Source organism: Chelatococcus sp. GCM10030263, assembly GCF_042666455.1.
Lineage (GTDB): Bacteria > Pseudomonadota > Alphaproteobacteria > Rhizobiales > Beijerinckiaceae > Chelatococcus.
Genome location: NZ_JBHTDB010000005.1, coordinates 393,526 through 419,076, shown reverse-complemented (window position 1 = coordinate 419,076; position 25,551 = coordinate 393,526). Strand labels below are relative to the sequence as shown.

Genomic DNA, 25,551 nt, shown 5'->3' with positions numbered 1-25,551 from the left:
GAAATACTAAGAGACCGACCAGCCCCCTCGCGGCATCGCACCTCCCGCCCAAAAGCGGAAAGTGTCGCCATGCGCTTATCCTTCGCCCATCAGGGATTTGATCCGGTCGACATCCTCTCGCGTCGCCGGATTGTAGACCACCATCGCCAGGTCGGTCCGGCCGTCGACCGCGAAAGCCGAATATTCGAAGGCGAGCGGACCGAGCACCGGATGGCGGATGTGCTTGACGGCCTCGTGTCGGCCGCTCCGCACGTCATTTTCGGCCCACATCGCCTTGAATTCCGGGCTCAGGCTGCAGAGTTCGTCGACGAGAGGCTCCACCTCCGCCGCCGCGCCGGCGCGGGCCGCATCCGCCCTGAACGTGCCCAGTGCGAAGCGCGCCACGCTTTCCCAGTCATATTGGGCCGCGCGAGCCCGCGGGTCGAGAAAGATGAAACGCAGGATGTTGCGCTGTTCCGGCGGCAGCGATCCATAATCCATCAGCATCGCGGTGGCCCCCCGGTTCCAGGCCAGGACATCCCAGGTCGCGGTCCGGATCAGGGCGGGGCTGGGGTCGAGCGCATCGAGCACGCGCTGCAGACGCGGCGTCACGCCATCGTTCTTCAGGTAGCGCGCTTCCGGCGGGCGGCCGAGGCCCAGAAGGAACAGGTGCTCGCGCTCGACGTCGGTCAGCATCAGCGCGCGCGCGATGCGGTCGAGCACGTCGGCCGAAGGCGCACCGCCGCGCCCTTGTTCGAGCCATGTATACCAGGTCGGGCTGATATTGGCGCGCTGCGCCACCTCCTCCCGGCGCAAGCCGGGCGTGCGGCGGCGCTCTGAGGGAAAGCCGAGAGCGGCCGGGTCGAGCTTCATGCGCCGGTCCCTCAGATAGATTCCGAGCGCATTCTCGGAGGCAAGAAGGTCGGTCATCCTGTTAGCAATCTTAATATGATAATCTCACTACTTTACCAGAATAAAACATGAGCACAGATTTGTCGCCGACGAAAGCCGGAGACTTTGCTCATGCGTGTGTTTGTTACTGGTGCTACGGGAAACATCGGCTCGAAGGTCGTCAAGGACCTGATCGCGGCGGGCCATCAAGTGATCGGCCTCTACCGCTCGGAAGAGAAGGCCGCGGCCCTCGCTGCCACCGGCGCCGAGCCCTATCGTGGATCGATCGCGGACCCGGATAGCCTGAAGGACGCTGCCGCGCGTTCGGACGGCGTCATCCACCTCGCCTTCAACCATGATTTTTCGAGATTTGTGCAGAACTGCGAGGATGACCGCGGTGTCATCGCGGCACTCGGCTCCGTCCTCGCCGGCTCCGATCGGCCGCTCATCGTGACCTCCGGAACCGGCATCGCCAATTCCGTGCCCGGCGAGCCGGCCAGGGAAGACAACCCGATTGTCGGTTCCGACACGCATCCCCGTGCCGCGTCGGAAGAGGCCGCTGCCGCGGTCGCCGCGGATGGCGTGAACGTGTCGGTGGTGCGCCTGCCGCAGGTTCATGATCCGGTCACGCAGGGTCTCATCACGCCGGCGATCGAGATGTATCGCGCGAAGGGCGTGTGCGCCTATGTGGGCGAGGGACTCAACCGCTGGCCGGCGGCCCATGTTCTCGACGTCGCCCGCCTCTACAGGCTGGCGATCGAAAGGGCCGAGCCCAACGCGAAATATCATGCGGTCGCGGAGGAAGGTGTGCCGATGCGTGCAATCGCGGAAGCCATCGGCCGGCGGCTGAACCTGCCGGTGAAATCCGTCGCGCGGGACGAGGTTCAGGACATTTTCGGCTGGCTCGCAATGTTCGCCGGTCTCGACATGCCCGCGTCGAGTGAGCAGACGCGCAAGACGCTCGGATGGCAACCGACCGGGCCGGGGCTGATCGCCGATCTTGAACGGCTGCACATGGCCGAAGACTGACGCTTGTGGGAAGAGCGATTTACGGCTGCCAATCGGTCATCTGAAGAATGTTTCCCCCAAGCTTCTGGAAGGCGCGCTGGCGGCAAGAGAAGACGATGATCTGCTGGTCTCTCGACTGCCGGTGGAGCGCGTCGAACATCTTTTCGATGCGGTCGTCGTCGGAATAGACGAGCGCATCGTCCAGAATCACCGGTGCCGGCCTCCCGTCGCGGGCGAGCAGCCGCGCAAAGGCCAGACGCGTCAGCACCGAGAGCTGCTCCCGCATGCCTCCACTCAGGCGATCGACCTCCTCCTCCTGGCCGTTGCGCAGGAGCGTCTGGGGCAAGAGCGTCTTGTCGTCGAAGGTAATCGAGACGTCGTCGAACAGCAGCCGGAGAAGTGGCCTCAGCTCGGCCATGACGGGCTTGAGATAGAGCTCGCGGGCGTCCGACCGGGCAGCCTCCAGTGCCGCAGCCAGCCGCTGCGAGACAGCCACTTCCTTGTCGAAAGCTGCAACGCGGGCGGTCGCCGCAGAGAGCGCCTCGGCGGTCTCGCGCCATTTCTCTTCCACGGCCTCATCGGACCGCGCGCGAATCTCAGCGTTCAGGCCGGCAATGGTTTCACGGAGGGAATTCACCTCAATCTCGGCGGCCTCCGCGACCGAGCGGACACGCTTCAACGCCGCCTCGGCGGAGTCGAGGTCGGCGGCCGCCGCGCGCAGCTTGTCCGCATGTGCCTCAGCCTTAGCGAGTGCCCGGTCGAACTCGTCCAGCGCTTTCGACAAGATGCGTTCGCGTTCGTCGCGCTCCTCATGGGCCCCAAGAATGGCCTCGACCTGCGCGTGGTCGGCTTTTAGCGAAGCCAAGGCTATCTCAGCCGCAACGAAGGCTTCGCCTGCGCCTTCCCGCAGGGGCTCCGTCTCTCGCAGGGCCTGCCTCGCGTTCTTCCGCCGCTCTTCGGCTTCGGCGAGTGAGGACCGGACCTGCGCCGGATCCTCCTTCAGTTCGAGAGCCTCGGCGCCGGTCGCGTTGCGCGCCTCGACCTCCTCCCGGAGCTTGGCCAGGCCCTCCGGCGCAAGCAGCGACAGCCGGCCTCGAAGCTCGCGCAGTTCGGCCTCCATCTGCTGCGCGCGCACCTGCCGCGCCCGCGCGGCAGCGAGGTCTGCGACCTCCATCGCGGCAAGCAGCGTGCGCCGTTTCTCTTCGGCCTGTTCCAGGCGACCGTCGCGACGCGCCGGGCGATTGGACCGCAGCGTGATCGTGCCGATGCCCGGCACGGAAAGCCGCGCCTGCCCGTCAAAGCCGCGCTCTTCGCCATCCGTAAGCGGGCTACCGTCCATTGTCACAGGGGCAGCCGCATCGTTCTCATAGGCGATGACGACCGAGGAGCGCGCAGCCGCTTCGACGGCGCGCAGCCGGGCGAGCTCGACTTCGAGAGCCTGAAGCTCGTCGATGGCGCTCGGCGGGATCCTCACGAGGGCGAGCTTCGCTTCGCCCTCCTCCAGCGCCTGGCGGGTGGCTTCTGCCTCCCTCAGCCGTTCCTTCAACTCAATGAGGCGCTCCGACGCCTCGCGCGCCTTCAATGCCGCATCAAGACGAGCGAGCAGGTCGCGCATCGCCTGTTCTTCGGCCTCCGCCGCCGCGACGTCGGCCCGTGTCTTCTCGATCGCCGCCTCGGTGGCGTGGCGTCTGCCAAGCGCTTCACTGCGGCGTTGCTCGGCCTCCTGCAGCCCTCGCTGCAACGCCTTGGCCTTCTCCAGGGCGGCGCGGAACGCCTTGAGCTCCCGATCGGCGCCATCCCGGCGTTCGCGAACGAGCTTCAGTTCGGCTTCGGCCGTCTTGAGCTTTTCGCTATGCGTCTTGGCTGTGTCGAACGCCGCCTGCGCCGTCTCAATCGCCTTGCGCCGCTCCTGTTTGTCCTCGGCCCTGTCGAGTTCAACGAGCCGCTTCATAGCCGACGACCGTTTGTCCAGCGCCGCGCGCAAGGCGGCGACTTCGTCCGAGAGCTCCTGTTCGTCAGCAGCGAGCCTGTCGCGCTCGGCGATAGCGGCGGCGTAGCGCCCGCCGGCCTTCGGCCTGCCGGTGGCGGTGAGGAGCTCCGAAAGAGCCTCTTGCGTGGCGGCCATGATCTCGGCCATGCGCCGACCGCCGGTGATGGCCTCGACCTCGCCCTGGACCGATTCGACGAGACTTCGGCGGATCTGTTTCTCGCCTTCCTCCTCGGATCCGCTACGCTTTTCGATGCCCGTGATGCCTTGCCTCACCCAGAGCAGGCCGGCCGGCCCGGCCGTGCCGCCTTTGATCAGACGGGCGATGAAATTCTCGGCTTCGTCTGCCTGGGCCACAAGCTGTCCGGAGGCGAGGTCGGTCACCCGCGCCCATCCGCCGCCATAGTATTGTTTGGCGATGCGGAAACGGCCTTCTGCGGTCGTAATATCGGCCTCCACCAGCGGATTACCGCCGCTGTAAGGCCGCAGCTTTCTGATCGGATCGGGCGTGCCCGAATGCCGCTGGAAGAACAGCGCATGGAGCGCCTCGAAGCTCGTCGACTTGCCGAACTCGTTGACGGCGCAAAGCACGTTGACGCCGTCGCCGATCCCCTCGATCGCGACACCGCGGCGGGCGAAACGCTTCACATTGAACAGGCGCAGCGCCGAGATCTTCATGCCGCAACCGCCTGCGCATAGGAATAGAGCCGAGCGAGCGCGGCACGCGCGATGTCGCGATCAGCGGCGGAGCGGCTCTCATCCCTGGCCTCGGCAAGCAGCACGTTCGCGGCTTCGCGTAACGCCCCAGCACGATCGATCATGTCGAGGTCGTCTGCCTCGCACTCCGTCGCGAGGCTGGCGTCATCGAGTTCCAAGAATGCGAAATCCGGCGCCGCGCTCTCGATCGCCCCCGCCAGGGCGGTGCGCTTCGGCAGCCGGCTGCGTCCGGTCGCCACCACGCGGGCAAGCGTCTGCCGACGGTGCCTGGGCTCCGGCAACAGGGCCTCCAGCGCCGCCACGGGATCGTCGCTATCGAGCAGGTGGAGATCGAGCCTGAGCCAAGCGAAACTGGCCGTCTCCAGCGGCGTAACCTCCGGCAAGGAAGAGGGACCGGCAATGCGCACCAGCAAAGCTCCACCGGGTTGATCATGCTTGAATCGGTCGGGCTCGGGCGTGCCGCTGTAGCGCGTGTGAGAATCGACTTCGAGCGCGCCGTGCCAGTCGCCGAGTGCCAGATAGTCGAGGCCTGCGCGCCGAGCCCGGTCCGGTGCGATGATCTCGGAGGCGTTTCCTTCCTCCGAGAAGCTCCGGATCGCGCCATGCGCGAGTCCAACGCGGATGGTTCCTTCAGGCGTCCCTTCGCCGTCCATCCATTCGGTCAGGTCGCGGCCGGGCCGCCGTGTCGTGCAGGGTGCCGGCAGCAGCACGGCGTCCGCCGCCAGTTCGATCGGCCGGGCATCGACGGCCAAGACGACATTCTCCGGCGCCTCCGCTATCAGCGTCGTCCAAAGCTGTGTCGCCTGCAGCGAATCGTGGTTGCCGGGCAGGACCACCCAGCGGATCGGCGCATGGTGCCCCATCTCCGCGAGCGCCTGCCGCCGGACATCCGGCGTCGGCGTCTCGGTATCGAATGTATCGCCGGCGAGCAGGATCGTCGTCGCGCCCTGTTCCCGCGCGCGCTGCGCAAGACGCGCGATCACCATGTGCCGCGCTTCGCGCAACCGGCTCGGCAGATCGCCGGAGAAATTGCCGAAGCGCTTGCCGAGATGCAGATCGCTCGTATGGATGAAACGGAACATGCCTATCCGGATTGATGAGTTGTTGCGATATGCTGGTGAGCCCGCGCGAGCAGCCAGACGGGCAGGCGCTGCTCGTCGAAAACCTCGCCTCCCGCGGAAAGGCGCAGCCTGATCTCGCCGCGTTCCGCCTCGTTGAGGCCCGCAAAATAGCCGGCGTCGAGCTCGACCTTCCGATCGGCCAAGGTGAGCCTGTCCCCGGGTATCAGCCGATCAGCTGCCCGCGACTTAGGTCTCAGGAAAGACGGATAAGACGTCAGCTCGGCTTTACAGTTCTCGTTATGCTGATCGCTGTTGTTCTCGATCAGAATCGATCGGACAACCGGAATCGCATTTTGATAGGACGCATAGGTAAAGCTGGTTGCGACGTTTGCAACGATCGCAGGACTTTCGATTTTCTCACCAAGAACACAATCATCCTCAGCTGTATTATAAATTCCATTCAATTCCATTAGTGTACTCCCCAAAGGAGAGCGTAGCGAATTTTTGCAAGCTTAAGAAGACCTCCCGTCGTCAGGGCGGCCGATCACCGGTGGATAGCGTCCCGGCAGGTCACACAAGCCCGTACAGCAATCCAACGACATGGCGTGTGGACATTTTCGAGCATGGTCGGATGATGATCAGGAAGAAACCGCCTCCTGCCACGGCTCATCGTGGGCCGGCTACTTCGAGCTAGCGGCTGAGCGCTTCACGGTTGACCTGGCTCGACTTCGAGGAACTCCCCCCGTGCGATGCGCCGATAGGATCAGGGTCTTCCGGCTCTCGATCGGCGCCACGCACGCTTCCGCCGATCACGCGGAAGCCCCTTGCCGTTGATGAGCGGTTGCGATCGCCGACAGATCGGTCGTGACATCGCTTGCGGGACCGGGCGCCTTCTTGCGCTCCGAATAGCGATCCGTCAGCGTTGCGACGTGAGGGCGAAGCAGGACGGTGAAGCGGACGAGTTCCTCCACGACGTCCACAATCCGCTCATAGTAGCTCGATGGCTTCATTCGCCCGGCTTCGTCGAACTCCTGGAAAGCCTTCGGAACGCTCGACTGGTTGGGGATCGTGAACATACGCATCCAGCGTCCGAGCAGTCGCAGCGTGTTGACGGCATTGAAGGACTGAGAGCCGCCGCACACCTGCATGACGGCGAGCGTGCGGCCTTGCGTCGGGCGCATTCCACCGCTGTTGAGCGGCAAATGATCAATCTGCGCCTTCATGACTCCAGTGATCTGACCGTGACGCTCCGGGCTGCACCAGATCTGCCCTTCCGACCACATGGAAAGCTCCCGCAATTCCCGCACCGCCGGATGATCGTCGCCCTTTACCTGATCCGGTAACGGCAGGTCAGAAGGATCGAAGATGCGTGGCTCGGCGCCGAAGAACCGGACAAGGCGAGCCGCTTCCTCGACGACGAGGCGGGAGTACGAGCGTTCACGCAGAGAGCCGTAGAGCAACAGGATACGTGGAGGATGGTCCAAATCAGCCGTCGGAAGGCCGATCGTCAGGCGCCGAGAGGCGTAACCTTTCTCAAGGGCGGGCAGCAGGTCTGGATCCGGCAATATTCGCACTCTCATATGCTCTCCTCCGCCCACCCTCGGCTGGCGGCTTTGTCGATCTCTGAGCGCGCGAGCGTCGTCGCGCGCTCCCGTTTCGGTGATGCCGGCAAGCTCAGGTGCTCTCACCGGCGGCTCGAGGTCATCCCTCAGGACCTCTCGGCCGGCGCAGCCTCTCCCTGATTGAGCGCACACGGCCCGTCGACGCAGCATTCGTCCACCAGGAAGCCGACGAGGCTGTTCATCGCCGGATAGTTGGCACGGCAGATCAGCGTGGTCGCCTGGCGCTCCTGCGTCACAAGGCCGGTCAGAATGAGCCGATGCAGGTGGTGCGAGAGCGTCGAGGCTGCGATTCCCAGCTTGTCTTGCAGTCGCCCGACAGGCAATCCGGCATCGCCAGCTCGCACCAAGGTCCGATAGACCTGCAGGCGGGTTGAGTTGCCGAGGGCTTCAAGCTGCGTAGCTGCTTGTTCGACCTTCATGGAAATACGCTACCGTTGCGCGATTGAGAGGTCAACCGCTATTTCCATTATCATCGAAATTAAGCTTCACCTCGTGACATTTCCTGCAAGCCACGCTGTCTCGCGGCCGTTCTACGGAGCATCGCAGGGATCGATTGCGGCAGCGACTGCCGGCCCGAAGAGATGCAGGCTATCAATCGGTGAAGACGACCGTTTTCTTGCCGTTGAGCACGACCCGGTCTTCGAGGTGATGCCGCACGGCACGGGCCAGCACACGGCGCTCGATGTCGCGACCCTTGCGCACCAGGTCGCCCGGCGTATCGCGATGGGAAATGCGCTCGACGTCCTGTTCGATGATCGGACCTTCGTCGAGATCCGGCGTGACGTAATGCGCCGTTGCGCCGATCAGTTTGACGCCGCGCTCATGCGCCTGATGATAGGGCTTGGCGCCCTTGAAGCCGGGCAGGAAAGAATGATGGATGTTGATGCAGCGGCCGGAGAGCTTGGCCGAAAACGCATCCGATAGGATCTGCATGTAGCGCGCGAGCACGACAAGATCGGTGCCCGTCTCCTGCACCAACCGCCAGATCTGGGCTTCCTGCTCCATTTTGCTATGGCGCGTCACCGGTAGGTGATGGAACGGCAGATCACCGATATCGGTCGAGGCGATGCTGTCGCGTCCGTGATTGGAGACGATGGCGGTGATGTCCATGGGCAATTCGCCGATACGCCAACGATAAAGCAGATCGGCCAGGCAATGGTCGAACTTCGATACCAACAACATGACCCGCTTCTTCGCCTCACGCTCGCGCAACGTGAACTCCATGCCGAACTGCTCGGCCAGTTCACGCACCGCGCCGGCGATGTCGGCATGGCTATGGCGCTCGTCCAAGCGATTGAAGACGACGCGCATGAAGAAGCGGTCGGTCTCGGTGTCGTCGAACTGCTGGGCGTCGAGGATGTTGCAGCCGACCTCGAACAGCAGCGTCGAAACGGCGGCGACGATGCCGGGGCGGTTGGGGCAGGACAAGGTGAGAATGGCGGTGCGCTCGGGCATGGCTGATGCCGCCGGCGGGCGGCCCTTCACTACGATGGGACGGGAAGTGGCGTGGAAACGGGCCGCGATGCGCTGCGCTCAACTTGGGCCCGGTGCTGCTACCGCGCAGCCGAACTCGGCCACCGAGGCGGAGAGCCAGGACCAGAAGCTGCCGGCCATGCTGCGCGCCACCATGATCTCGAACACCGAGCCATCAGGCGCGTCGGCGCCACGCCAGAAATGTACGCCGACATGCCCGATCTGCGTCAAGGCGGCCGCGCCTGTCGGGAAAGCGCGGGGATGCAGATCGAGCATGCAACCTTTGGCCAGGGCGGAGCGGACGCTTGGACCCGATAGCCTGAGCGCGGCGCGGCCGTCGCTCTGATCAGCAACCGCTGCGACGTCGGACAGTGACTGCAGATCGTCGGCCAAGCCAAGCCTGCGCTCAGCCACCAGCATCCATTGTCCAGGGCCCGCCCAGACGACGGCATGGGAGGCCGACCAAACGGCGCGCGGCGTCAACGGCAGCTCAAGGCCGAAACGGGAGCTCACCGCCTGAGCCAATGCCGCATGGCCGCCGTCCGAGACGATCAGGCTGGCGATCCCGAGTCGCTCGCGGGGTGCGATCGCGATGCCGGGCTTGCCCGAAGCACCAAGCTGCCCGGCGGGCAGGATGTCGGCCCAGGGCCCGCGCGGCGTCCAGCCGGAAGTCGTCGCAGCGTCAGCCATTGAGGCGCACTCCTTCGGGATCGACGAAGACCGGATGGCAGATCTCGACCTCGATGTCGCCGTTGCGCAAGGGATCGACCGCCCGGATGCGCTCCCCGAGCCGCAGCGGCCCATTTCTCAGGAGGCCGAGGCCGATCCAGTGTTTCAGCACCGGCGAAAAGGCCACCGAGGTCATATAGCCTTCGTCATGTTCCATCGCCGCCGGCTTGCCCAGGCCGACGAAATGCGCACCTGCGCGCAAGCGTTGGCGTGGATCCACCGGCCGGAAGCCGACCAGGCTCGGCCGCTCGGCCTCGACCAGCGCTTCGCGGCCCGCCATGACGCGGCCGATGAAGTCTTTCTTCGACGACATCATGCGCCCGAAGCCGAGATCGCGCGCCGTGGTCTGGCCGTTGAGCTCGTTGCCGGCGACATGGCCCTTCTCGATGCGCATGACGCCGAGCGCTTCGGTGCCATAGGGGGTGATGCCATGCGGCTCACCCGCCGCCATCAGCGCCCGCATCATCGCGTCGCCGTAGTCGGCCGGCACCGCCAGTTCATAGGCGAGTTCGCCAGAGAAGGAGATGCGGAACAGCCGCGCCGGGATGCCGCCGCCGACCGTCACCGCGCGCGCCGCGAGATAGGGGAAGGCCTCGTTCGAGAGGTCGTGCTGGGCATCGACCACGCCGCGCACCACCTCCCGGGATTTCGGCCCGGCAACCGCCGCCTGCGCCCATTGCTCGGAGACGGACACCATGCGCACGTCGAGCTGCGGCCACAGCACTTGATGGCAGAATTCGAGGTGCTGCATCACTTTGGCCGCATTGGCCGTAGTGGTCGTCATCAGGAAATGCGTCTGATCCAGTCGCGAGGTCGTGCCGTCGTCCATGACGAAGCCATCCTCGCGTAGCATCAACCCATAGCGGGCCTTGCCGACGGGAAGCGTCCTCCAGCCGTTTATATAGACGCGCTCGAGGAATTCGGCCGCATCCCCACCCTGTATGTCGATCTTGCCGAGCGTCGAAACATCGCAGATGCCGACCCCGTTGCGCACCGCGAGCACCTCGCGGTTGACGGTGGCGAGCCAGTCGCCCTCGCCGGGCCGCGGATAATATCGCGCCCGCATCCACAGCCCCGCCTCGGCGAAGACGGCGCCCTGATCCTTCGACCATTGATGGGTGGGCGTCAGTCGGATGGGCCTGAAGTCCCGGCCGCGATGATGGCCGGCGAGCGCACCGATGGCGACCGGCGTGTAGGGCGGTCGAAAAATCGTCGTGCCCGTCGCGGGGATGGTCTGACCGGTCTGCTCGGCCATGATGGCGAGCCCGGCGATATTCGAGGTCTTGCCCTGGTCGGTCGCCATGCCGAGCGTCGTGTAGCGCTTCAGATGCTCGACCGGCTTGAAGCCCTCTCGCGCGGCGAGTTCGACATCCGTATCGGTAACGTCGTTCTGGAAGTCGACGAAGGCCTTGCCTTTGCCGCCCTTGACGCGCCAAACCGGCGCGAGGCCCGTAGCTTCCGGCTCGGTCTTCGGCAGAGGGATTTGTGGTGGCGATGAGAAGCCGCAGGCCACCGCCGCCTCAGCACCGAGCCTTGCACCATCGGCCAGTGCCTGTGCGAGGGCAAAACGTCCCGCGGCACTGCCAGCGACGCTCAGGCCAGCGGGCACCAGACCGCTGGCGCTCGGGCCGGGCACGAAGGCGTGGATGTCGTTGTCCCAGACTGGCCGGGCGTTCTGGTGCGAGGTCAGGTGCAGGGTCGGGTTCCAGCCGTTCGAGACGGCGAGCAGATCGCAGGTGAGCGGCTCCTCGCGCCCTGCGGCGCTGCGGATCATGATGCGGCTCAGCGCCTTGCCACCGGTGGCGCTGGTGACGACGCTTCCGGTGAACAGGCGCGCGCCGATCCGGCCGGCGAGCGCCGTCAGCGCCGCGTCGATCTGCGGGCGCGCATCGACGATCGCGGCAACGCGTGCTCCGGCGGCCGCGAGATCCCGTGCCGTCGCCCAGCCATCGTCGCCTGCCGTGAAGACCACCGCCTCGCGCCCCGGCAGCACACCATAGCGGTTGATATAGCTGCGTACCGCGCCGGCCAGCATGACGCCGGGTGTGTCATTGCCCGCGAAGACGATCGGCCGCTCGATCGCCCCGGCCGCCAATACGGCACGTTGAGCGGCGATGCGCCAGGCGCGCTGGCGCGGCTGGTGGGCCGGCGGCTTGGGCAGATGGTCCGCGACCCGCTCGACCGCGCCGTAGGTGCCGTGGTCAAAAACCCCGTAGACCGTCGTGCGGGGCATGACGCGCACGTCCGGAAGGCTGCCGAGCTCGGCCAAGGCCTGGGCGATCCACTCGCCCGAAGGCCGCCCGTCGATCTCGCGCTGCTCGGCAAGCAGCCTGCCCCCGAGACAAAAATCCTCGTCGCAGAGGATGACGCGGGCGCTCGTCCGACCCGCCGCCAAGGCCGCCGCCAAGCCGGCCGGCCCGCCGCCGATGACCAGCACGTCGCAGAAGGCGAAGGCTTTCTCGTAATGGTCGGGGTCCGCGAGCCCCGCTGCCCGCCCAAGTCCGGCCGCGCGGCGAATCAGGGGCTCGTAGACCTTCTCCCAGAAGCTCGCCGGCCACATGAAGGTCTTGTAGTAGAAGCCTGCCGTCAGCGCCGGGCCAACAAGGGAATTGATCGCCAGGATGTCCAGATCGAGCGAGGGCCAGCGGTTCTGGCTCTTCGCCTCGAGTCCGTCGAACAGCTCCGCAACAGTGGCGCGTGTATTGGGCTCGCGCCGCGCGCCGGTGCGCAGTTCGACCAGGGCATTCGGCTCTTCCGGTCCAGCCGAGAGAATGCCGCGCGGGCGGTGATACTTGAACGAGCGGCCGACGAGACTAAGGCCATTGGCAAGCAGGGCCGAGGCCAGTGTGTCGCCGGCGAACCCCTGATAATGGCGACCGTCGAATCGGAAGGAACAGGGACGGCTGCGGTCGATCAGTCCACGGTCGCTCAGGCGGAAAGGCTGCGAGCGCCTCATGCCGCCACTCCCCTGCCCTGCGCCTTCGCCGGCTCGACGGCCTCGATCGCATGGCTCAGCGTGTCGCGCGTCACCACCAGCCAGCTGTGACAACCGGCACCGTGATACCAGAGCTCGCGATGGCGCCCGGCCGGGTTGTCGCGCTGGTAGACATAGTCGAACATTGCCGCCTCGGTCGTCTCGAGCCCGTCGGGACGCCTGGGATTGGCGTCGCCGAGACAGGTGAATTCCTGGATGTCGCGGGTGCCGCAACAGGGGCAGGTCATGCGCATGGGAAAGTTATCCTGGGCCCGGTCAGTGCAGGTTCGGCTGGGCGCCGACGCCCTTTTCGTCGATCACGCGGCCTGTCGCGAACCGGTCGAGGCGGTAGGAGGTGGCGACCGGGTGCGGCTCGTCGCGCGCGATCAGATGAGCGAAGCACCAGCCTGATGCCGGCGTCGCCTTGAAGCCGCCGTAACACCAGCCGGCATTGAGATAGAGGCCCTGGACAGGCGTGTGGTCGATGATCGGCGAGCCGTCCATCGACATGTCCATGATGCCGCCCCACTGGCGCAACAGGCGCAGCCGGCTGACGCCGGGCCACAAGGCGACAGCCGATTCCATCACGTCTTCGACTGCCGGCAGATTGCCGCGCTGGGCGTAGGAATTGTAGCCGTCGATGTCGCCGCCGAACACCAACCCGCCCTTGTCGGACTGGCTGATGTAGAAATGGCCGGCGCCATAGGTCACGACCGTGTCGATCAAGGGCTTCACGCCTTCCGAAACGAAGGCCTGCAGCACGTGGCTTTCGATCGGCAGGCGCATTCCGGCCATGCTGGCGAGCCGCGAGGAGTTGCCGGCGACGGCGAGCGCGACTTTCCCGGCACGGATCGCGCCGCGCGTGGTCTCGACGCCGGTAATGCGCCCACCCTCGATCGTCAGCGCTGTGACTTCGCAGTTCTGCACGATGTCGACGCCGCGCTGATCGGCGGCGCGCGCATAGCCCCAGGCGACGGCATCGTGCCGCACGGTGCCGCCGCGCTTCTGCAGCAATCCCCCCTCGATCGGGAAGCGGCCATCTTGGTAGTTCAGAAAGGGCACCATGGCACGAACTTGCTCGCGGTCGAGCAACTCCGCATCGGCACCCGCGAGCCGCATCGCATTGCCGCGCCGCGCAAAGGCGTCTCTTTGCGCGTCGGAATGGTGGAGATTCAGCACACCGCGCTGGCTCACCATGGCATTGTAATTGATGTCCTGCTCCAACCCCTCCCACAGTTTCAAAGACCACTCATAGAATGGCGTGTTGCCGGGCAGCAGATAGTTGGAGCGGATAATCGTCGTGTTCCGACCGACGTTGCCGGAGCCGATATAGCTCTTCTCGATGACCGCGACATTGGTGATGCCGTGCTGGCTGGCGAGGTAGTAGGCTGTTGCGAGCCCATGCCCGCCACCGCCGATGACCAGTACGTCGTATGCGGGCTTGGGCGTGGCGTCGCGCCAGGCCGGCTTCCAACCTCGATGGCCGGCCAGCGTCTGCGCCGCGAGCGAGAAGATTGAATAGCGCATCGGCTTGGATCCGGAGCTATGGCCGGGCACTGAAGCGTGCCAGACTTGTCAACCTGACATTGCCGGACATAGGCTGGTCGACGTGACTGCCAGCGACGCCAGCTTGACCATGAGCGACAAGGACCGAGAGGGACCGGCCCATGTCGGCTTTCTGCTGATCCCCGATTTTGCGCTTTTGGCTTACGCCTCGGCCGTGGAGCCGCTGCGTGCCGCCAACCGCCTTTCCGGGCGCGCGCTCTATCGCTGGAGCCATATCTCGATCGATGGCACGCCCGCGCCGGCCTCGAACGGCATCAGCATCGATGCCGATTGCGGCGTCGGCAACGAGATGCGTTTCGACTATGTTTTCGTGTGCGCCGGCGGCAATCCGGCGGGCTTCCAGCACCCGCCGACTTTCGGCTGGCTCCGGCAACTGGCGCGCCGCGGCGTCAAACTCGGCGGCATTTCGGGTGGTCCCTATGTCCTGGCGCGTGCCAATGTGCTGTCCGGCTACCGCTTCACCATTCACTGGGAGCATGCGCCGGCCTTCCTCGAGGACTATCCGGACTTGGACCTGCGCCGTTCGCTGTACGAGATCGACCGGGATCGCTTGACGTCGAGCGGCGGCACCGCCCCGCTCGACATGATGCATGCCGTCATCGCCCGCGAGCACGGCAGCGCGCTGGCGATCGCGGTCAGCGAATGGTTCCTGCAGACCCATGTCCGCCAGGGAGAAGGTCCCCAGCGCATGCCGCTGCGCGAGCGGCTCGGCATCAGCCATGCGCCGCTCCTGCGCGTCGTCGGACGCATGGAGCAGAATCTGGAGAACCCGCTGTCGCGGGAGGAGCTGGCGCGTATGGCCGGCGTGTCGCTGCGGCAGTTGGAGCGACTCTTTCGTCTGCATCTCGGCCGTTCGCTCGGCGAGCATTATCTCGCTCTAAGGCTCGAGCGTGCCCGCGACCTGCTGCGACAGACAAGTCTATCGGTACTGGAAACGGGCCTTGCCTGCGGCTTTACCAGCGCGAGCCACTTTTCGCGCGCTTATCGCGGCCGCTTCGGTCATTCGCCGCGCACCGAGCGCGCGCCGCACGGCCCGCTTTGGCGCTAACCGTCAAGAAAACGTCGCATGGCGACAAATCATATGGCCCTCGGGCCGGAACTCTAGGCGATCAGAAAACACGGGGAACGACGTCATGAAATCTCTGATCGCCATGAAGTCTTTGGCCGGCCTAAAACCGCTGCTCGCCTTGGCGCTCGCCTGCGCCGCCACGCTCAGCTCTCTGCCCGCACGCGCCCAGGACACGCTCGCCAAGGTCAAGGAAAAAGGCGTCCTGACAGTCGGCGTCAAGAACGACTACAAGCCATGGGGCTTCCTGGAGCCGTCAGGCAAAATCGTCGGGCTGGAAATCGACTTGGCCCAGGCAGTCGCGGACAAGATCGGCGTCAAGTTGGAGATGATTCCGGTCGTCGCGGCGAACCGGATGGAATTCCTCAAACAAGGCCGGATCGACATGGTCTTGGCGACGATGGGTGACACACCGGACCGGCGCAAGGTGGTCGGGATGGTGGAGCCCAACTATTATGCGGGCGCTACCAACGTGCTGGCTCCCAAGAGCGCCAATCTGAAGACTTGGCAAGACCTGAAGGGCCGCAAGGTCTGCGCTGTACAAGGTGCCTATTACAATCGCCGCGTCACGCAGATGTACATGCCCGAATTGGTGGTTTTCCCCTCGGTGCCCGACGCGCTCAACGCCTTGCAGGGCAACAACTGCGTCGCCTTCCTCTTCGACGATACGCTGATCGTCTCGACCCTTGCGAGCGGCGATGCGAAATGGGCGAACTATGAAATGCCGCTGGTTTCGGAAGATCCGCAGCTCTGGGCCATCGGTATCCGACTGGAGGATATGGACGCGCCCTTCGGCAAGCTCCTCAAGGACATGTCGGTCGATTGGCACAAGAGCGGCAAGCTGCTCGAGCTCGAGAGCAAATGGGGCATCAAGCAGAGCCCCTATCTGATCGAGACCAATAAGAAGTTGAAGTCGGCCTCCTAGCGAGGGCGGGTGAATTTGATGGAACGCCGTTGCTCCCTGTCCCTCAGTGTCCAGGGGCAATGGCTCTGCTCTGCACCCCGGCCGTTGGCCCCCTGGCCCTACCTTCCCCCTAAAGGCAGGCAGGGCCCGTCCGGGGTGCAGAGCGGATCTCCGTTTCGATGGCTCATATAGAGGCCTGCCCAAAGCCGTGATCGCCTCCTTTTTCCAATGGCTCAACGACACGCACGGGCTGAATTTCTCGATCTTCTATGATGGCTTCGACCAGTCCCGGTTTTTGACGGGACTCTGGACCACCATCCACATCTGCATCGTGTCGATTGCCGCATCCTTGGTGCTGGGGCTGCTCGGCACCTGGGTGGCCGGCAGCCGGTCCCGAGTTGGCCGGCTCCTGGTGCGTGCCTATGTCCAGTTCTTTCGCAACACGCCGCCTCTGGTGCAGCTCTCCTTCTTCTACTTCGCGGTGGCGCAATTGCTGCCGACGGTGAGTGACGGCTTCGGTGGCCAATCCCCCCTCGTCTCCGGCACCGGCTGGGCGATCGTCGCCTTCTCGCTCTTCGCGGGAGCCTTCAATGTCGAGATCTTCCGCGCCGGCATCGAAGCCGTGCCGAGCACGACGGTGGAGGCGGCGGAATCGCTCGGTTACAGCCGTTTCAAGCTCTATCTCCACATCGTACTGCCGCTTGCCTTCCGTATCTGCCTGCCGGCGCTGAACAACAATCTGATCAATCTGGTCAAGACGACGACGCTGGCCTACGCCATCGGCGTGCCCGATCTGCTGTATGCCGCCTCGCAGATCTGGTCGGAGGTCTTCAATGTCCGTGAAATGATGAACGTACTTCTCGTCACCTATGTCGGCCTTGTCGCCGTCCTGGCGTGGATCATGGGTCGCTGGGAGAGAGCTTTGCGCATTCCGGGCTATTCGACATGAAGAGCGCTGCGACCGACCTGCCCGTGCTCCTACCCTTCAGGGCGCCCACGCCGCTGCCATCCTCGGGCCTTGCCGTGCCTGCGCTGATCAGTGGCGCGACGCTTGCCGTTTTGGCGGTTCTGTTCGGCGCCTCGCTCGCCTTCGCTCAGGCCGCGGCCGGACCGGCCGTCGAAAGTGTGGTCGCCGTGCTGCTGCGCTGGGCGCCGCTGATCTTCCAGGGCTTCCTGTTCAATATCCTGATCAGCTTCCTGTCCATGGCGCTCGGCACGGTGGTCGGGGTGCTGGTCGGCATTGCGCAGGTCTCGTTGCTGTGGCCGATGCGCAAGGGCGCCTGGGCGCTGACGCAATTCTTCCGCAATGCGCCGTGGCTGGTGCTGCTGTTCTACGCCATGTTCCTGCTGCCCTTCGAGTTCAGGGTCATGGGGGTCACCATCGCCTTCCCGGCCTGGGTCAAGGCCATCATCGGGCTGTCGCTACCGGTGGCGGCCAATGTCTCCGAAATCGTGCGCGGCGGCATCAGGTCGATCCCCGCGGGCCAGTGGGAATCGGCCGAGTCGCTCGCCTTCACCCGGCGCCAGACCATGTGGATGATTATCCTGCCGCAGGCCTTCAAGCGCATGATCCCGCCCTGGATGAACCTCTACGCCATCCTGACGATGGCGACGACGCTGATCTCGGTGGTCGGCATTCAGGACAGCCTCACCATCACGCGCGCCGCCCTGGTTGCCGAAAGCCGGCCCGAACTGATGATCCCGATGTATCTGCTGCTGCTCGTGATGTTCTTCGCCTATTGCTATCCCATCGCGCGGGCGACGCTCGCGCTCGAACGCCGCTTCAACGTGAAGGCCTGACCATGGCGAGCCGGCATCAACTGGGTGAGCCCGTCGTCGTGGTCGAGGGCGTGGAAAAATCCTTCGGCGCCCTCAAGGTCCTGCGGGATGTCGCGCTGACCGTGCGGCGCAGCGAGACCGTCTGCATCATCGGCCCGTCGGGCTCCGGAAAATCGACTCTGCTGCGCTGCATCAACGCTCTCGTGCCGATCACTCAGGGCTCGATCAAGGTCGCGGGGCGCGAGGTCAATGATCCCAAGCTCGACAAGCTGGCGTTGCGCCGCGATGTCGGCATCGTCTTTCAGCAGTACAACCTCTTTCCGCACAAGACGGCGCTGCAGAACGTCATGATGGCGCCAATTCATGTGCTCAAGGAGGACAAGGCCGCCGTCGAGACGCGGGCGCTGAGCCTGCTCGCCAAGGTCGGCCTTTCCGACAAGCTTGCGGCCTATCCGGGCGAATTGTCCGGCGGCCAGCAGCAGCGTGTCGCCATCGCCCGCTCGCTGGCGATGAATCCCAAGGTGATGCTGTTCGACGAGGTGACGGCCGCCCTCGACCCTGAGACCAAGAAAGAGGTCTTGGTCACCATTCAGGATCTCGCCGCCGAGGGCATGACCTGCATTCTCGTCACCCACGAAATGGGCTTCGCGCGGGAAGTCGCCGACCATGTCTATTTCACCGACGGCGGGCTGATCGTCGAGCATGGGCCTCCGGCCCAGCTCTTTGGCGCGCCCGCCGAGGAACGCACCAGGAACTTCCTCGACAAGGTGCTATAGCCGTCGCGCGCCGGCTATGCCTCGCGCGGTGGCGAATGCGGCTGTCGAAGTCGATCTGGCCAAAGGCCATGTCGCATTCGGGCAAGCGCCCGTCGCAAATCGGCCGCTGCGGCCTGCGGCGCTGGGAAACAATGGCCTTCATCCTCCTGGAGCAAACGCGCCATGGCCCCTCTCGTCCCGCATGACCCCAAATCCATTTCCGGCAAGCCATTGCATGTCGAGGAGCGGGTTCAGCTTCTGGTGATCGGCGCAGGCCCGGCGGGCCTTGCGGCCGCCACAGACGCCGCCGAGCGCGGCCTGTCCGTGATACTGGTTGATGAAAATCCGATCTCCTTCACGGCCATGGGCGACGAGGTCCCCCTGCACTACGGCCAGGGCATGGCCGCGGCTGTGCGCAACCGCAATGCCATGATGGAGGCGCTCATCGCCTCCGAACCGCAGATCGCAGTCGCCTTCGAGGCCGGCGTCGATCTGCGCCTTGGCACGGCCTGCTGGGGGCTCTACGGGAACGGCCCAGGCGTCGGCTGGCTGCCCGGCACGGTCGCAGGGCTGGTCGACGCGGAGCGTTCCTGGATGATCGGCGCTGCGCACGTCATCGTCGCCGCCGGCCGGCGCGATATGGGCCTCGGCTTTCCTGGCTGGGAGAAGCCCGGGGTGCTGGGTGCCACGGCGGCTGTCGCGCTCGCCACACGCTATGGCGCCCTCGCGCCGCGCCGCGTCGTCCTGCTCGGTTCATCGGCGGAAGCGCTGTCGGCAGCGCTCGCGTTGCGCGAGGCCGGCACGAACGTCGCGGCGATCGTCGAACAGGCTGCCGCGCCACTCGGTCCCGCCGATCTCGTGGCAGCCTTGGGCGCTCACGGCACCGACATTCTCACGCGCCATGTGGTCCGCGAGGCCACCGGACGGGACGGTGTGGAAGCCGCACTGGTCAGCGCCATGGACGAGACGGGCTGCGCCATCGGCCAGGAACGCGCCATCGCCTGTGACGGCATCGTCCTGGCTGTCGGGACGACACCGGTCGTCGACCTCATGGATGCGCTCGGCTGCAGCATCGCCTTCCAGCCGGACCGTGGCGGCTATGCGCCGCGGGTGGATGGCGATCAGCGCACATCGCGGCCAAACGTCTTTGCGGTGGGGGACTGCGCAGGCATCTGGCCGGCAAAAAGCCTCGACCGCGCCATTGCCGAGAATGAAGGCCGGCGCGCGGTAGCGGCCATCGCGGCAGAGCTCGGCATCGCCGATGATCGCCCCGTCCCCGCGGCAATCGAGGCCGATGCGGCGACCTACGATATTTCCGCCTATCGCCTTGCCTGGGTCAACGCCAGCATCATCCAGGCGCGCGCCGAGTTCCATGTGTGCCAATGCGAGGAGGTGACGGCGCGCGAGATCCTCGAGGTCCGCCCGCCGCGCTATCTCGAATGGACCAACGAGAAGCGCAACGACCGCTCCCTCGCGGCGTTGCTGGGCGCGGAGCCGCCCCATCCCGACCAGATCAAGCGGCTGACCCGGGCCGGCATGGGGCCGTGCCAGGGCCGGCGCTGCCGCGAGCAGGTCACCGCTCTGCTGGCGCTCAGCGAGGCGGTGCCGCTGTCTTCCATACCGCTCGCGAGCTATCGCGGGCCGGTGCGCCCTTTGCCGCTCTCGCTGGCCGGCCAGCTACCGGAGTCCCCCGAGCAGGCCGAGCATTGGGACACCTGGTTCGGCATGCATGCGCAATGGCGCCCGTTTTGGGAGGTGCCGGAGCTCTACACCGTCGCGACCAACGATGCGACCGGCCCCGTGGCGAGTGAGTGAGGCGACGATGACAGATGCGAAGGGAGCCACCGTCGTCATCATCGGTGGTGGCGTGACAGGCCTCAGCGCCGGCTGGTGGCTGGCGCGCGAGGGGGTCGATGTCCTCGTTCTCGAGAGAGGCATGATCGGCTGGGAGGCGTCCGGCCGCAACGGCGGCGGCTGCTCGCACCATCATTCGCCCCTCTTCGTCGAGGAGCAGCGGCTCTGGCCGCAAATGGACGCTCTGCTCGGCTATCCGACGGAATTCTCGCCAAGCCGCATCAGGCTCGCCTCCAGCGAGCACCAGATGGCGCTTTACGGGCGTGCGCTAAGCAATGCCGCGCGCCAGGGCTTCAAATCGGACATTCTCGACGTCAAGCAGATCCGCGAACTCGTGCCGCTCGCCGGCGACACCATGGTCGGCGGCTATTTCTATCATTTCGGTGGCCACGCCAATCCGCACCGCACGCTGCAAGCCTATGCCTGGGCGATGCAGGACCACGGCGGACGCGTGATGCAGCATTGCGCCGTGACGGGGTTTCACACCGCCGGCGGCAAGGTCACGGCGGTCGAGACGGAGCGCGGGCTGATCGCCTGCGATAACCTGGTCATCGCCGCCGGCCCGCATACGGGACTGTTGTCGGCGATGCTCGGCCATGAACTGCCGATGGCCTCGGCCCGCGCCGAGATGATCATCACCGAGCCGCTGCCGCTCATGCCCTACGGCGGCGTCGATGGCAACGGCCTCTATGGGCGCCAGACGCTCCGCGGCAATCTCGCCTATGGCGGAGGCCCCCATGAGTGGCTGGATTTGCCCGACCATGCCGCGCCGGCCAAACCGAGCACGCCGCTGATGGGCCATCTTGGCCGCAGGCTCGCCGAGCTGCTGCCCAAGGCGGCGCATGCCCGCATCATCCGCTCCTGGGCCGGCGTGATCGAGAACACGCCCGACGGGCGGCCGGTGATCGACAGGCTGAGCTCGCCTGACAACGTCGTGGTCGCCACCCTGTCCAGCGTCGGTTTCGGGCTCTCGCCGGCCAGCGGCCGTGCCATTCGCGACCTCGTCGTCGACGGCGCCTGTTCCTTCGCCGATTTGTCGTCCTTCAAGCTGGCGCGTTTCGCGCAACTGGAACCGAACTGGCGGGAGTTGCAGGGCTGGCGGGCTCTGGCCGCGGAAGAAGCTCTGGAGGCGTAACGCAGCGCCAGGTTCTTGCCTGAGCATCATGCCCTTGCCGAGCATGCTGCTGTCGAGAGTGCTCTGGGCGCGCCCGGACGCTACGCAGCGGATCCGCCGAGCGGCTTTCGACACCGGCGAGCCACTCGCCGGTGACGAGATACCGGCCCGGAACAGGTCCGCCCGCACCTCGCCCGTTTATCACCAGGGGCGCTAGCGCCAACCCAGCCCGGGAGCCACATGCGTGAGGATGGCCTCGAGCACATGTGCGTTATAGGCCACCCCGAGCTGGTTCGGGACGGTCAGAAGCAGCGTGTCCGCCTCGGCGATCGCCTCGTCTGCCCGCAATAGCTCGATGAGTCTGTCGGGCTCGGCGGCATAGGAGCGCCCGAACACCGCACGCATATTGTCGATGATCCCAACTTGGTCGCTGCTGTCGCCGCGCCCGAAATAGGCGCGATCGCGATCGTTCATGAGCGCGAAGATCGAGCGTGAAACCGACACGCGGGGCTCGCGTGCATGCCCGGCCTGCTTCCACGCCTCGCGATAGGCACGGATCTGCCTTGTCTGCTGGACGTGGAAAGGCTCGCCACTCTCGTCCGCCTTTAGCGTCGAACTCTGCAGGTTCATGCCCATCTGCGCCGCCCAGACGGCGGTGGCATTCGATGCCGAGCCCCACCAGATCCGCTCGCGCAGCCCGGCCGCATGCGGCTCGAGGCGCAGCAACCCGGGCGGGTTTGGAAACATCGGCTGCGGATTGGGCCGGGCGAACCCCTCCCCTTTCAGCAGGTCGAGGAAGACCTCGGCGTGGCGGCGGCCCATATCGGCATCGTCCTGCCCCTCGGCCGGTGCATAGCCGAAATAGCGCCAGCCCTCGATCACCTGCTCGGGCGAGCCGCGGCTGATGCCGAGCTGCAGGCGGCCACCGCTGATCAGGTCCGCAGAGCCGGCATCCTCGACCATGTAGAAGGGGTTCTCGTAGCGCATGTCGATCACGCCCGTCCCGATCTCGATGCGCTTCGTGCGCGCGCCTATCGCGGCGAGAAGCGGGAACGGGGATGCGAGTTGCTGCGCGAAATGATGGACGCGGAAATAGGCGCCATCGGCCCCCAGCTGCTCGGCCGCCACCGCGAGCTCGATCGACTGGAGCAGGACATCGCTGGCCGAGCGCGCCGCCGATTGGGGCGAGGCCGACCAGTGGCCGAACGAGAGAAAGCCGATCTTCTTCATGTGGACCTTCGAATTGGATGTCGACGCGCCCGAAGTGGCGTCGCGGGTCGCCCACGACAAGGCCATATCCGAAACCCGACGGTTTACAAGCAGGCGCCGGCAGCCGGACGCTGCATCCGCAGGCCGTCTCAAAGGGTTGCTTGGCCAAAGGTCTAGCCAGATGCCCCACGAGGAACCTGGGGGAAGGCAGAGGAGCGCTACCGCCTGTCCCTACCCCAGCCAGACCTTAGCTAACGCCTTCGTTCGTGCGCCTGAACTGACCGGCAAAGCTTCCCTGCATCGGGTGACATTGCCATCGAAGGCTCCCGTCAAGCGTGCTCATATGAGAGGGGAGAGCCCACAAAAGAAAGGACTGCGAGACAGAGCGAAGAGGGATCCCCACTCGATAAACCTGCGTGACGTCTGGAACGTTCTGTCACCGATCTTTAGGACGGACATAGGTGCGGTGCCGCGGGCGGCTAGCTTCTCGCCTCGAGGAAACGCTCCATCGCCTCGGTTGCCTTGAGCATATCTGGGAGGTAGCGCTCGACGATGGTCGGGCCGTCATAGGTCAGGGTCGCGCTGGTCGAAAGAAGCGCTCCGGGCGGAAATCGGCCAGCTCCTTGCGCGCGACGCCGCGCATGATCTCGTCGGCGGCGATCGCGCCGAGAGCCGGCGAAAGCGTGACGCCGCTGTGGGTCACCATCACGTAGTAGCCATCGAGTCCCGGCACCGGTCCGATCGCCGAGAACCCGTCCTTCGGGATGGGCCGCTTCGTCACGCGCGACGCCTCGGGCTTCACCGGCGCGATGCCGGGCAGAATTTTGGTGAGGCGGTCGACGAGATCGGCCGCCTGCTCGGTGCCCGGCCTGTCCGTGATCTCCGGATTGACGAGGGCATCGGCCGGTCCCCAATGGAGCATCAGGCGGCCGGCGCCGTCCGGGCGGAAATCGCAGGTGGGCGTCGCAACGACGCGCTGGATCGAGGCCGGTACCGGCGGCGTGAAGACGAGAAAGCCAACTGTCGGCGCGAGTGGCACGTTCGGCGCCGTCTCGCCGATAGTGTCGTTCGACCAGCGGCCCGTGCAGTTCACGACAAGATCGGCGCCGATGACTTCGCCGCTTTCGCTGCGCACGCCTTTGACTTTGCCGCCCTCGACGACGAGGCCGGTCACCTTCGTCTGGATGCGCAAGGCCGCACCTAGCTTGCGTGCCGCGCTCATCATGGCATGCGCGTAAACCACCGGGTCGAGCCATCCGTCCTTCGGATAGAAGGCGATCGGCGCGTCGCCAACGGCGCGCGGATCGATGTCGGGTTCGAGCTCCGCCAGCTGCTTGCGATCGATCCATTCGGCGGCATAGCCCCAGTCTTGCAGACGGCCGACCTTCGCGCGCTGGTCCTCGCGGTCGGCTTCCGCCTTCCACTCGATGCGCCCGCCGCCGTGCCACCACGGCGTTGCGCCGAACTCCTCCTTGAGCGCGGCGTGGGCCTGCATGCCCGCGACATTGAGGTCGTGATAGCTGCGCGGCGCCTTGTTGCAGGAGTTGGTCCAGGCGAAACTGATGCCCGAGGTGCCGCCGCCGACGCGCGTCGCCTCGATGACAGTAACCTTGGCGCCGGCCTGTGCCAGACGGTAGGCGACGGACGTTCCCACAACGCCCGCGCCGACGACGATGATATTCGCCATGACGATCTCCGATGAGAAAGGCCCGCGACAGCCGCGGACCGCAGTGTTGCCTGTGCTTACGCCGCTTTCTCGACGGGCCAGCCGTCGCGGACCAGCGCCTTGAGCTGCGCCAGGGTCATGTCGGCGAAACCGAGCGGCCCGAGAAGGTCGTTCTCCCCTGCGAAGTCACGTCCGTAGAGCGCCGAGAAAATGTCGATGCCGGCCTGGTGGAGCTTCGCCTCCCGCCCGGTCAGCCGCCCGAGCAGCACGGTCGGGTAGAGGCCGAAGGGCGCGTCCTCAAGCACATAGCGCGTATCGGTGCTCGTCGGACCATTGCCGCCGTTGCCACGGGCAGCGAGCTCGCGCGCCATCTCGCCAACCGGGCCGGGCTCGACATGGAAAGAGAGATGGTAGTGCTCGCGGATGGTGCGCACGGTGTAGCCTGCAGCTTCCGCAATGGCTATTCGCTCGGCATCGAGTGCTTCCAACAGACGGCCTACGGAATCTGTGTTGTTTTCGTTCTGGCCCCAGGTCTCGCCGTGCTCCATGCGCGTGAAATTGCAGAGCGCGATGCCGAGATGGTTCTGGGGATTGAGATTCGACAGGGAAATCGCGAGCGCGTCGGCGCGTTCGACGAAGCGCTCGCCGAAGAGGACCTGGCAGATCTTGAGCCCGCGTGCCGCAGCCGACACCGGGATCGTCGCCATGTCGACCTTGGCGCGCACAGTCGAGACGTTGACCGCCGCATCCCCCGCGCGCCGCCCGGCCGTCACGGTCGTGCCCCAGACGACGACCGGGATGTCGAGCCCGCGCTCGGCGATCGCCCTGGCGAGGTAAAGGCCGCTGAACGAGGTATGGGAGCTGATGATCGCGACCTGACCGGGCTTGAAATGGGGAGCGGCCGCATCCATCGCCATGCGATGTCCGTTCGCCGGCAAAGCAAAGAGTACGACCTCGGCGCTCCCAACGGCCTCCGCGATCGAACGGGCGACATCCATGCGGAAGCGGCCCTCGATGGCTCCTTGAGCGACCAGCGGCTCGCCATTGGCGAGGCTCCCGGCACTTCGCCCGGACGGCGACCAGAGCACCGGTTCGTGGCCGAGCGAAGCGAGCAGGGCCGCATTGCCATAGGCGATCGACCCCGCACCCAATATAGCGATGCGCATTCCGTGCACTCCTTGAGGCAGAATGGCGAGC

General features: G+C 65.6%; 22 protein-coding genes. 8 read left to right on the top strand and 14 right to left on the bottom strand.

The window, feature by feature from the left end; all coding sequences use genetic code 11:
* Positions 1 to 75 precede the first annotated feature (75 nt).
* Complete coding sequence (locus ACFQU1_RS12245) at positions 76 to 909, bottom strand: helix-turn-helix transcriptional regulator (protein WP_378132831.1); 834 nt, start codon at positions 907 to 909, stop codon at positions 76 to 78.
* Between the two features lie 93 nt (positions 910 to 1,002).
* Here ACFQU1_RS12245 and ACFQU1_RS12240 point away from each other — a divergent pair, with 93 nt between their 5' ends.
* Positions 1,003 to 1,899 carry an SDR family oxidoreductase gene (locus tag ACFQU1_RS12240; protein WP_378132829.1) on the top strand — a complete coding sequence of 299 codons (897 nt, stop codon included), beginning with the start codon at positions 1,003 to 1,005 and terminating at the stop codon, positions 1,897 to 1,899.
* A 19-nt stretch (positions 1,900 to 1,918) separates the two neighbouring features.
* Here ACFQU1_RS12240 and ACFQU1_RS12235 read toward each other — a convergent pair whose 3' ends face one another.
* The 10 genes from ACFQU1_RS12235 to ACFQU1_RS12190 form a co-directional block, all read right to left on the bottom strand.
* Positions 1,919 to 4,543, bottom strand: a complete 2,625-nt coding sequence (locus tag ACFQU1_RS12235; protein WP_378132827.1) for an AAA family ATPase — start codon at positions 4,541 to 4,543, stop codon at positions 1,919 to 1,921.
* Positions 4,540 to 5,664: an exonuclease SbcCD subunit D gene (locus ACFQU1_RS12230; RefSeq protein ID WP_378132825.1), complete on the bottom strand. Its 1,125-nt coding sequence runs from the start codon at positions 5,662 to 5,664 to the stop codon at positions 4,540 to 4,542. The genes ACFQU1_RS12235 and ACFQU1_RS12230 overlap by 4 nt, the downstream gene beginning before the upstream one ends.
* A gap of 2 nt (positions 5,665 to 5,666) precedes the next feature.
* Entirely contained in the window at positions 5,667 to 6,113 is a 447-nt protein-coding gene (locus ACFQU1_RS12225; protein WP_378132823.1) for a hypothetical protein, read from the bottom strand.
* A 339-nt stretch (positions 6,114 to 6,452) separates the two neighbouring features.
* On the bottom strand, positions 6,453 to 7,223 hold the full coding sequence (gene arsH / locus ACFQU1_RS12220) for an arsenical resistance protein ArsH (protein ID WP_378134032.1): 771 nt from the start codon (positions 7,221 to 7,223) through the stop codon (positions 6,453 to 6,455).
* A 128-nt stretch (positions 7,224 to 7,351) separates the two neighbouring features.
* Entirely contained in the window at positions 7,352 to 7,684 is a 333-nt protein-coding gene (locus tag ACFQU1_RS12215) for an ArsR/SmtB family transcription factor (protein ID WP_378132821.1), read from the bottom strand.
* Between the two features lie 172 nt (positions 7,685 to 7,856).
* Positions 7,857 to 8,720 carry a formyltetrahydrofolate deformylase gene (gene purU / locus ACFQU1_RS12210; RefSeq protein WP_378132818.1) on the bottom strand — a complete coding sequence of 288 codons (864 nt, stop codon included), beginning with the start codon at positions 8,718 to 8,720 and terminating at the stop codon, positions 7,857 to 7,859.
* A 78-nt stretch (positions 8,721 to 8,798) separates the two neighbouring features.
* The gene (locus tag ACFQU1_RS12205; RefSeq protein WP_378132816.1) at positions 8,799 to 9,428 is read right to left on the bottom strand and encodes a sarcosine oxidase subunit gamma; all 630 of its coding nucleotides are present in this window, start codon (positions 9,426 to 9,428) and stop codon (positions 8,799 to 8,801) included.
* Positions 9,421 to 12,423 (bottom strand): sarcosine oxidase subunit alpha family protein, encoded by a 3,003-nt coding sequence (locus ACFQU1_RS12200; RefSeq protein ID WP_378132814.1) that lies wholly within the window; start codon positions 12,421 to 12,423, stop codon positions 9,421 to 9,423. The genes ACFQU1_RS12205 and ACFQU1_RS12200 overlap by 8 nt, the downstream gene beginning before the upstream one ends.
* Positions 12,420 to 12,695, bottom strand: a complete 276-nt coding sequence (locus ACFQU1_RS12195; RefSeq protein ID WP_378132812.1) for a sarcosine oxidase subunit delta — start codon at positions 12,693 to 12,695, stop codon at positions 12,420 to 12,422. Before ACFQU1_RS12195 ends, ACFQU1_RS12200 begins: the two co-directional genes overlap by 4 nt.
* 22 nt (positions 12,696 to 12,717) lie before the next feature.
* The gene (locus tag ACFQU1_RS12190) at positions 12,718 to 13,968 is read right to left on the bottom strand and encodes a sarcosine oxidase subunit beta family protein (RefSeq protein ID WP_378132810.1); all 1,251 of its coding nucleotides are present in this window, start codon (positions 13,966 to 13,968) and stop codon (positions 12,718 to 12,720) included.
* An 82-nt stretch (positions 13,969 to 14,050) separates the two neighbouring features.
* Between ACFQU1_RS12190 and ACFQU1_RS12185 the strand changes: the two genes are divergently transcribed.
* The 7 genes from ACFQU1_RS12185 (at position 14,051) to ACFQU1_RS12155 (ending at position 21,500) form a co-directional block, all read left to right on the top strand.
* Entirely contained in the window at positions 14,051 to 15,055 is a 1,005-nt protein-coding gene (locus tag ACFQU1_RS12185; RefSeq protein WP_378132808.1) for a GlxA family transcriptional regulator, read from the top strand.
* 85 nt (positions 15,056 to 15,140) lie between these two features.
* The gene (locus tag ACFQU1_RS12180) at positions 15,141 to 15,998 is read left to right on the top strand and encodes a transporter substrate-binding domain-containing protein (protein ID WP_378132806.1); all 858 of its coding nucleotides are present in this window, start codon (positions 15,141 to 15,143) and stop codon (positions 15,996 to 15,998) included.
* Between the two features lie 187 nt (positions 15,999 to 16,185).
* Positions 16,186 to 16,926: an amino acid ABC transporter permease gene (locus ACFQU1_RS12175; protein WP_378132804.1), complete on the top strand. Its 741-nt coding sequence runs from the start codon at positions 16,186 to 16,188 to the stop codon at positions 16,924 to 16,926.
* On the top strand, positions 16,923 to 17,777 hold the full coding sequence (locus ACFQU1_RS12170) for an amino acid ABC transporter permease (protein WP_378132801.1): 855 nt from the start codon (positions 16,923 to 16,925) through the stop codon (positions 17,775 to 17,777). The genes ACFQU1_RS12175 and ACFQU1_RS12170 overlap by 4 nt, the downstream gene beginning before the upstream one ends.
* Before the next feature lie 2 nt (positions 17,778 to 17,779).
* Positions 17,780 to 18,532 (top strand): amino acid ABC transporter ATP-binding protein, encoded by a 753-nt coding sequence (locus ACFQU1_RS12165; protein ID WP_378132799.1) that lies wholly within the window; start codon positions 17,780 to 17,782, stop codon positions 18,530 to 18,532.
* A 162-nt stretch (positions 18,533 to 18,694) separates the two neighbouring features.
* Positions 18,695 to 20,326 carry an NAD(P)/FAD-dependent oxidoreductase gene (locus tag ACFQU1_RS12160; RefSeq protein ID WP_378132797.1) on the top strand — a complete coding sequence of 544 codons (1,632 nt, stop codon included), beginning with the start codon at positions 18,695 to 18,697 and terminating at the stop codon, positions 20,324 to 20,326.
* A 7-nt stretch (positions 20,327 to 20,333) separates the two neighbouring features.
* A complete protein-coding gene (locus ACFQU1_RS12155; protein WP_378132795.1) occupies positions 20,334 to 21,500 on the top strand; it encodes an NAD(P)/FAD-dependent oxidoreductase in 1,167 nt (388 codons plus the stop codon).
* Between the two features lie 192 nt (positions 21,501 to 21,692).
* Here ACFQU1_RS12155 and ACFQU1_RS12150 read toward each other — a convergent pair whose 3' ends face one another.
* The 3 genes from ACFQU1_RS12150 to ACFQU1_RS12140 all read right to left on the bottom strand — a co-directional run bounded on the left by ACFQU1_RS12150 (position 21,693) and on the right by ACFQU1_RS12140 (position 25,520).
* Positions 21,693 to 22,709 (bottom strand): LLM class flavin-dependent oxidoreductase, encoded by a 1,017-nt coding sequence (locus ACFQU1_RS12150; RefSeq protein ID WP_378132793.1) that lies wholly within the window; start codon positions 22,707 to 22,709, stop codon positions 21,693 to 21,695.
* A gap of 550 nt (positions 22,710 to 23,259) precedes the next feature.
* On the bottom strand, positions 23,260 to 24,375 hold the full coding sequence (locus ACFQU1_RS12145) for an NAD(P)/FAD-dependent oxidoreductase (RefSeq protein ID WP_378132791.1): 1,116 nt from the start codon (positions 24,373 to 24,375) through the stop codon (positions 23,260 to 23,262).
* A 56-nt stretch (positions 24,376 to 24,431) separates the two neighbouring features.
* Positions 24,432 to 25,520, bottom strand: coding sequence for an NAD/NADP octopine/nopaline dehydrogenase family protein (locus tag ACFQU1_RS12140; protein ID WP_378132789.1), 1,089 nt, complete (start codon positions 25,518 to 25,520; stop codon positions 24,432 to 24,434).
* Positions 25,521 to 25,551 lie beyond the last annotated feature (31 nt).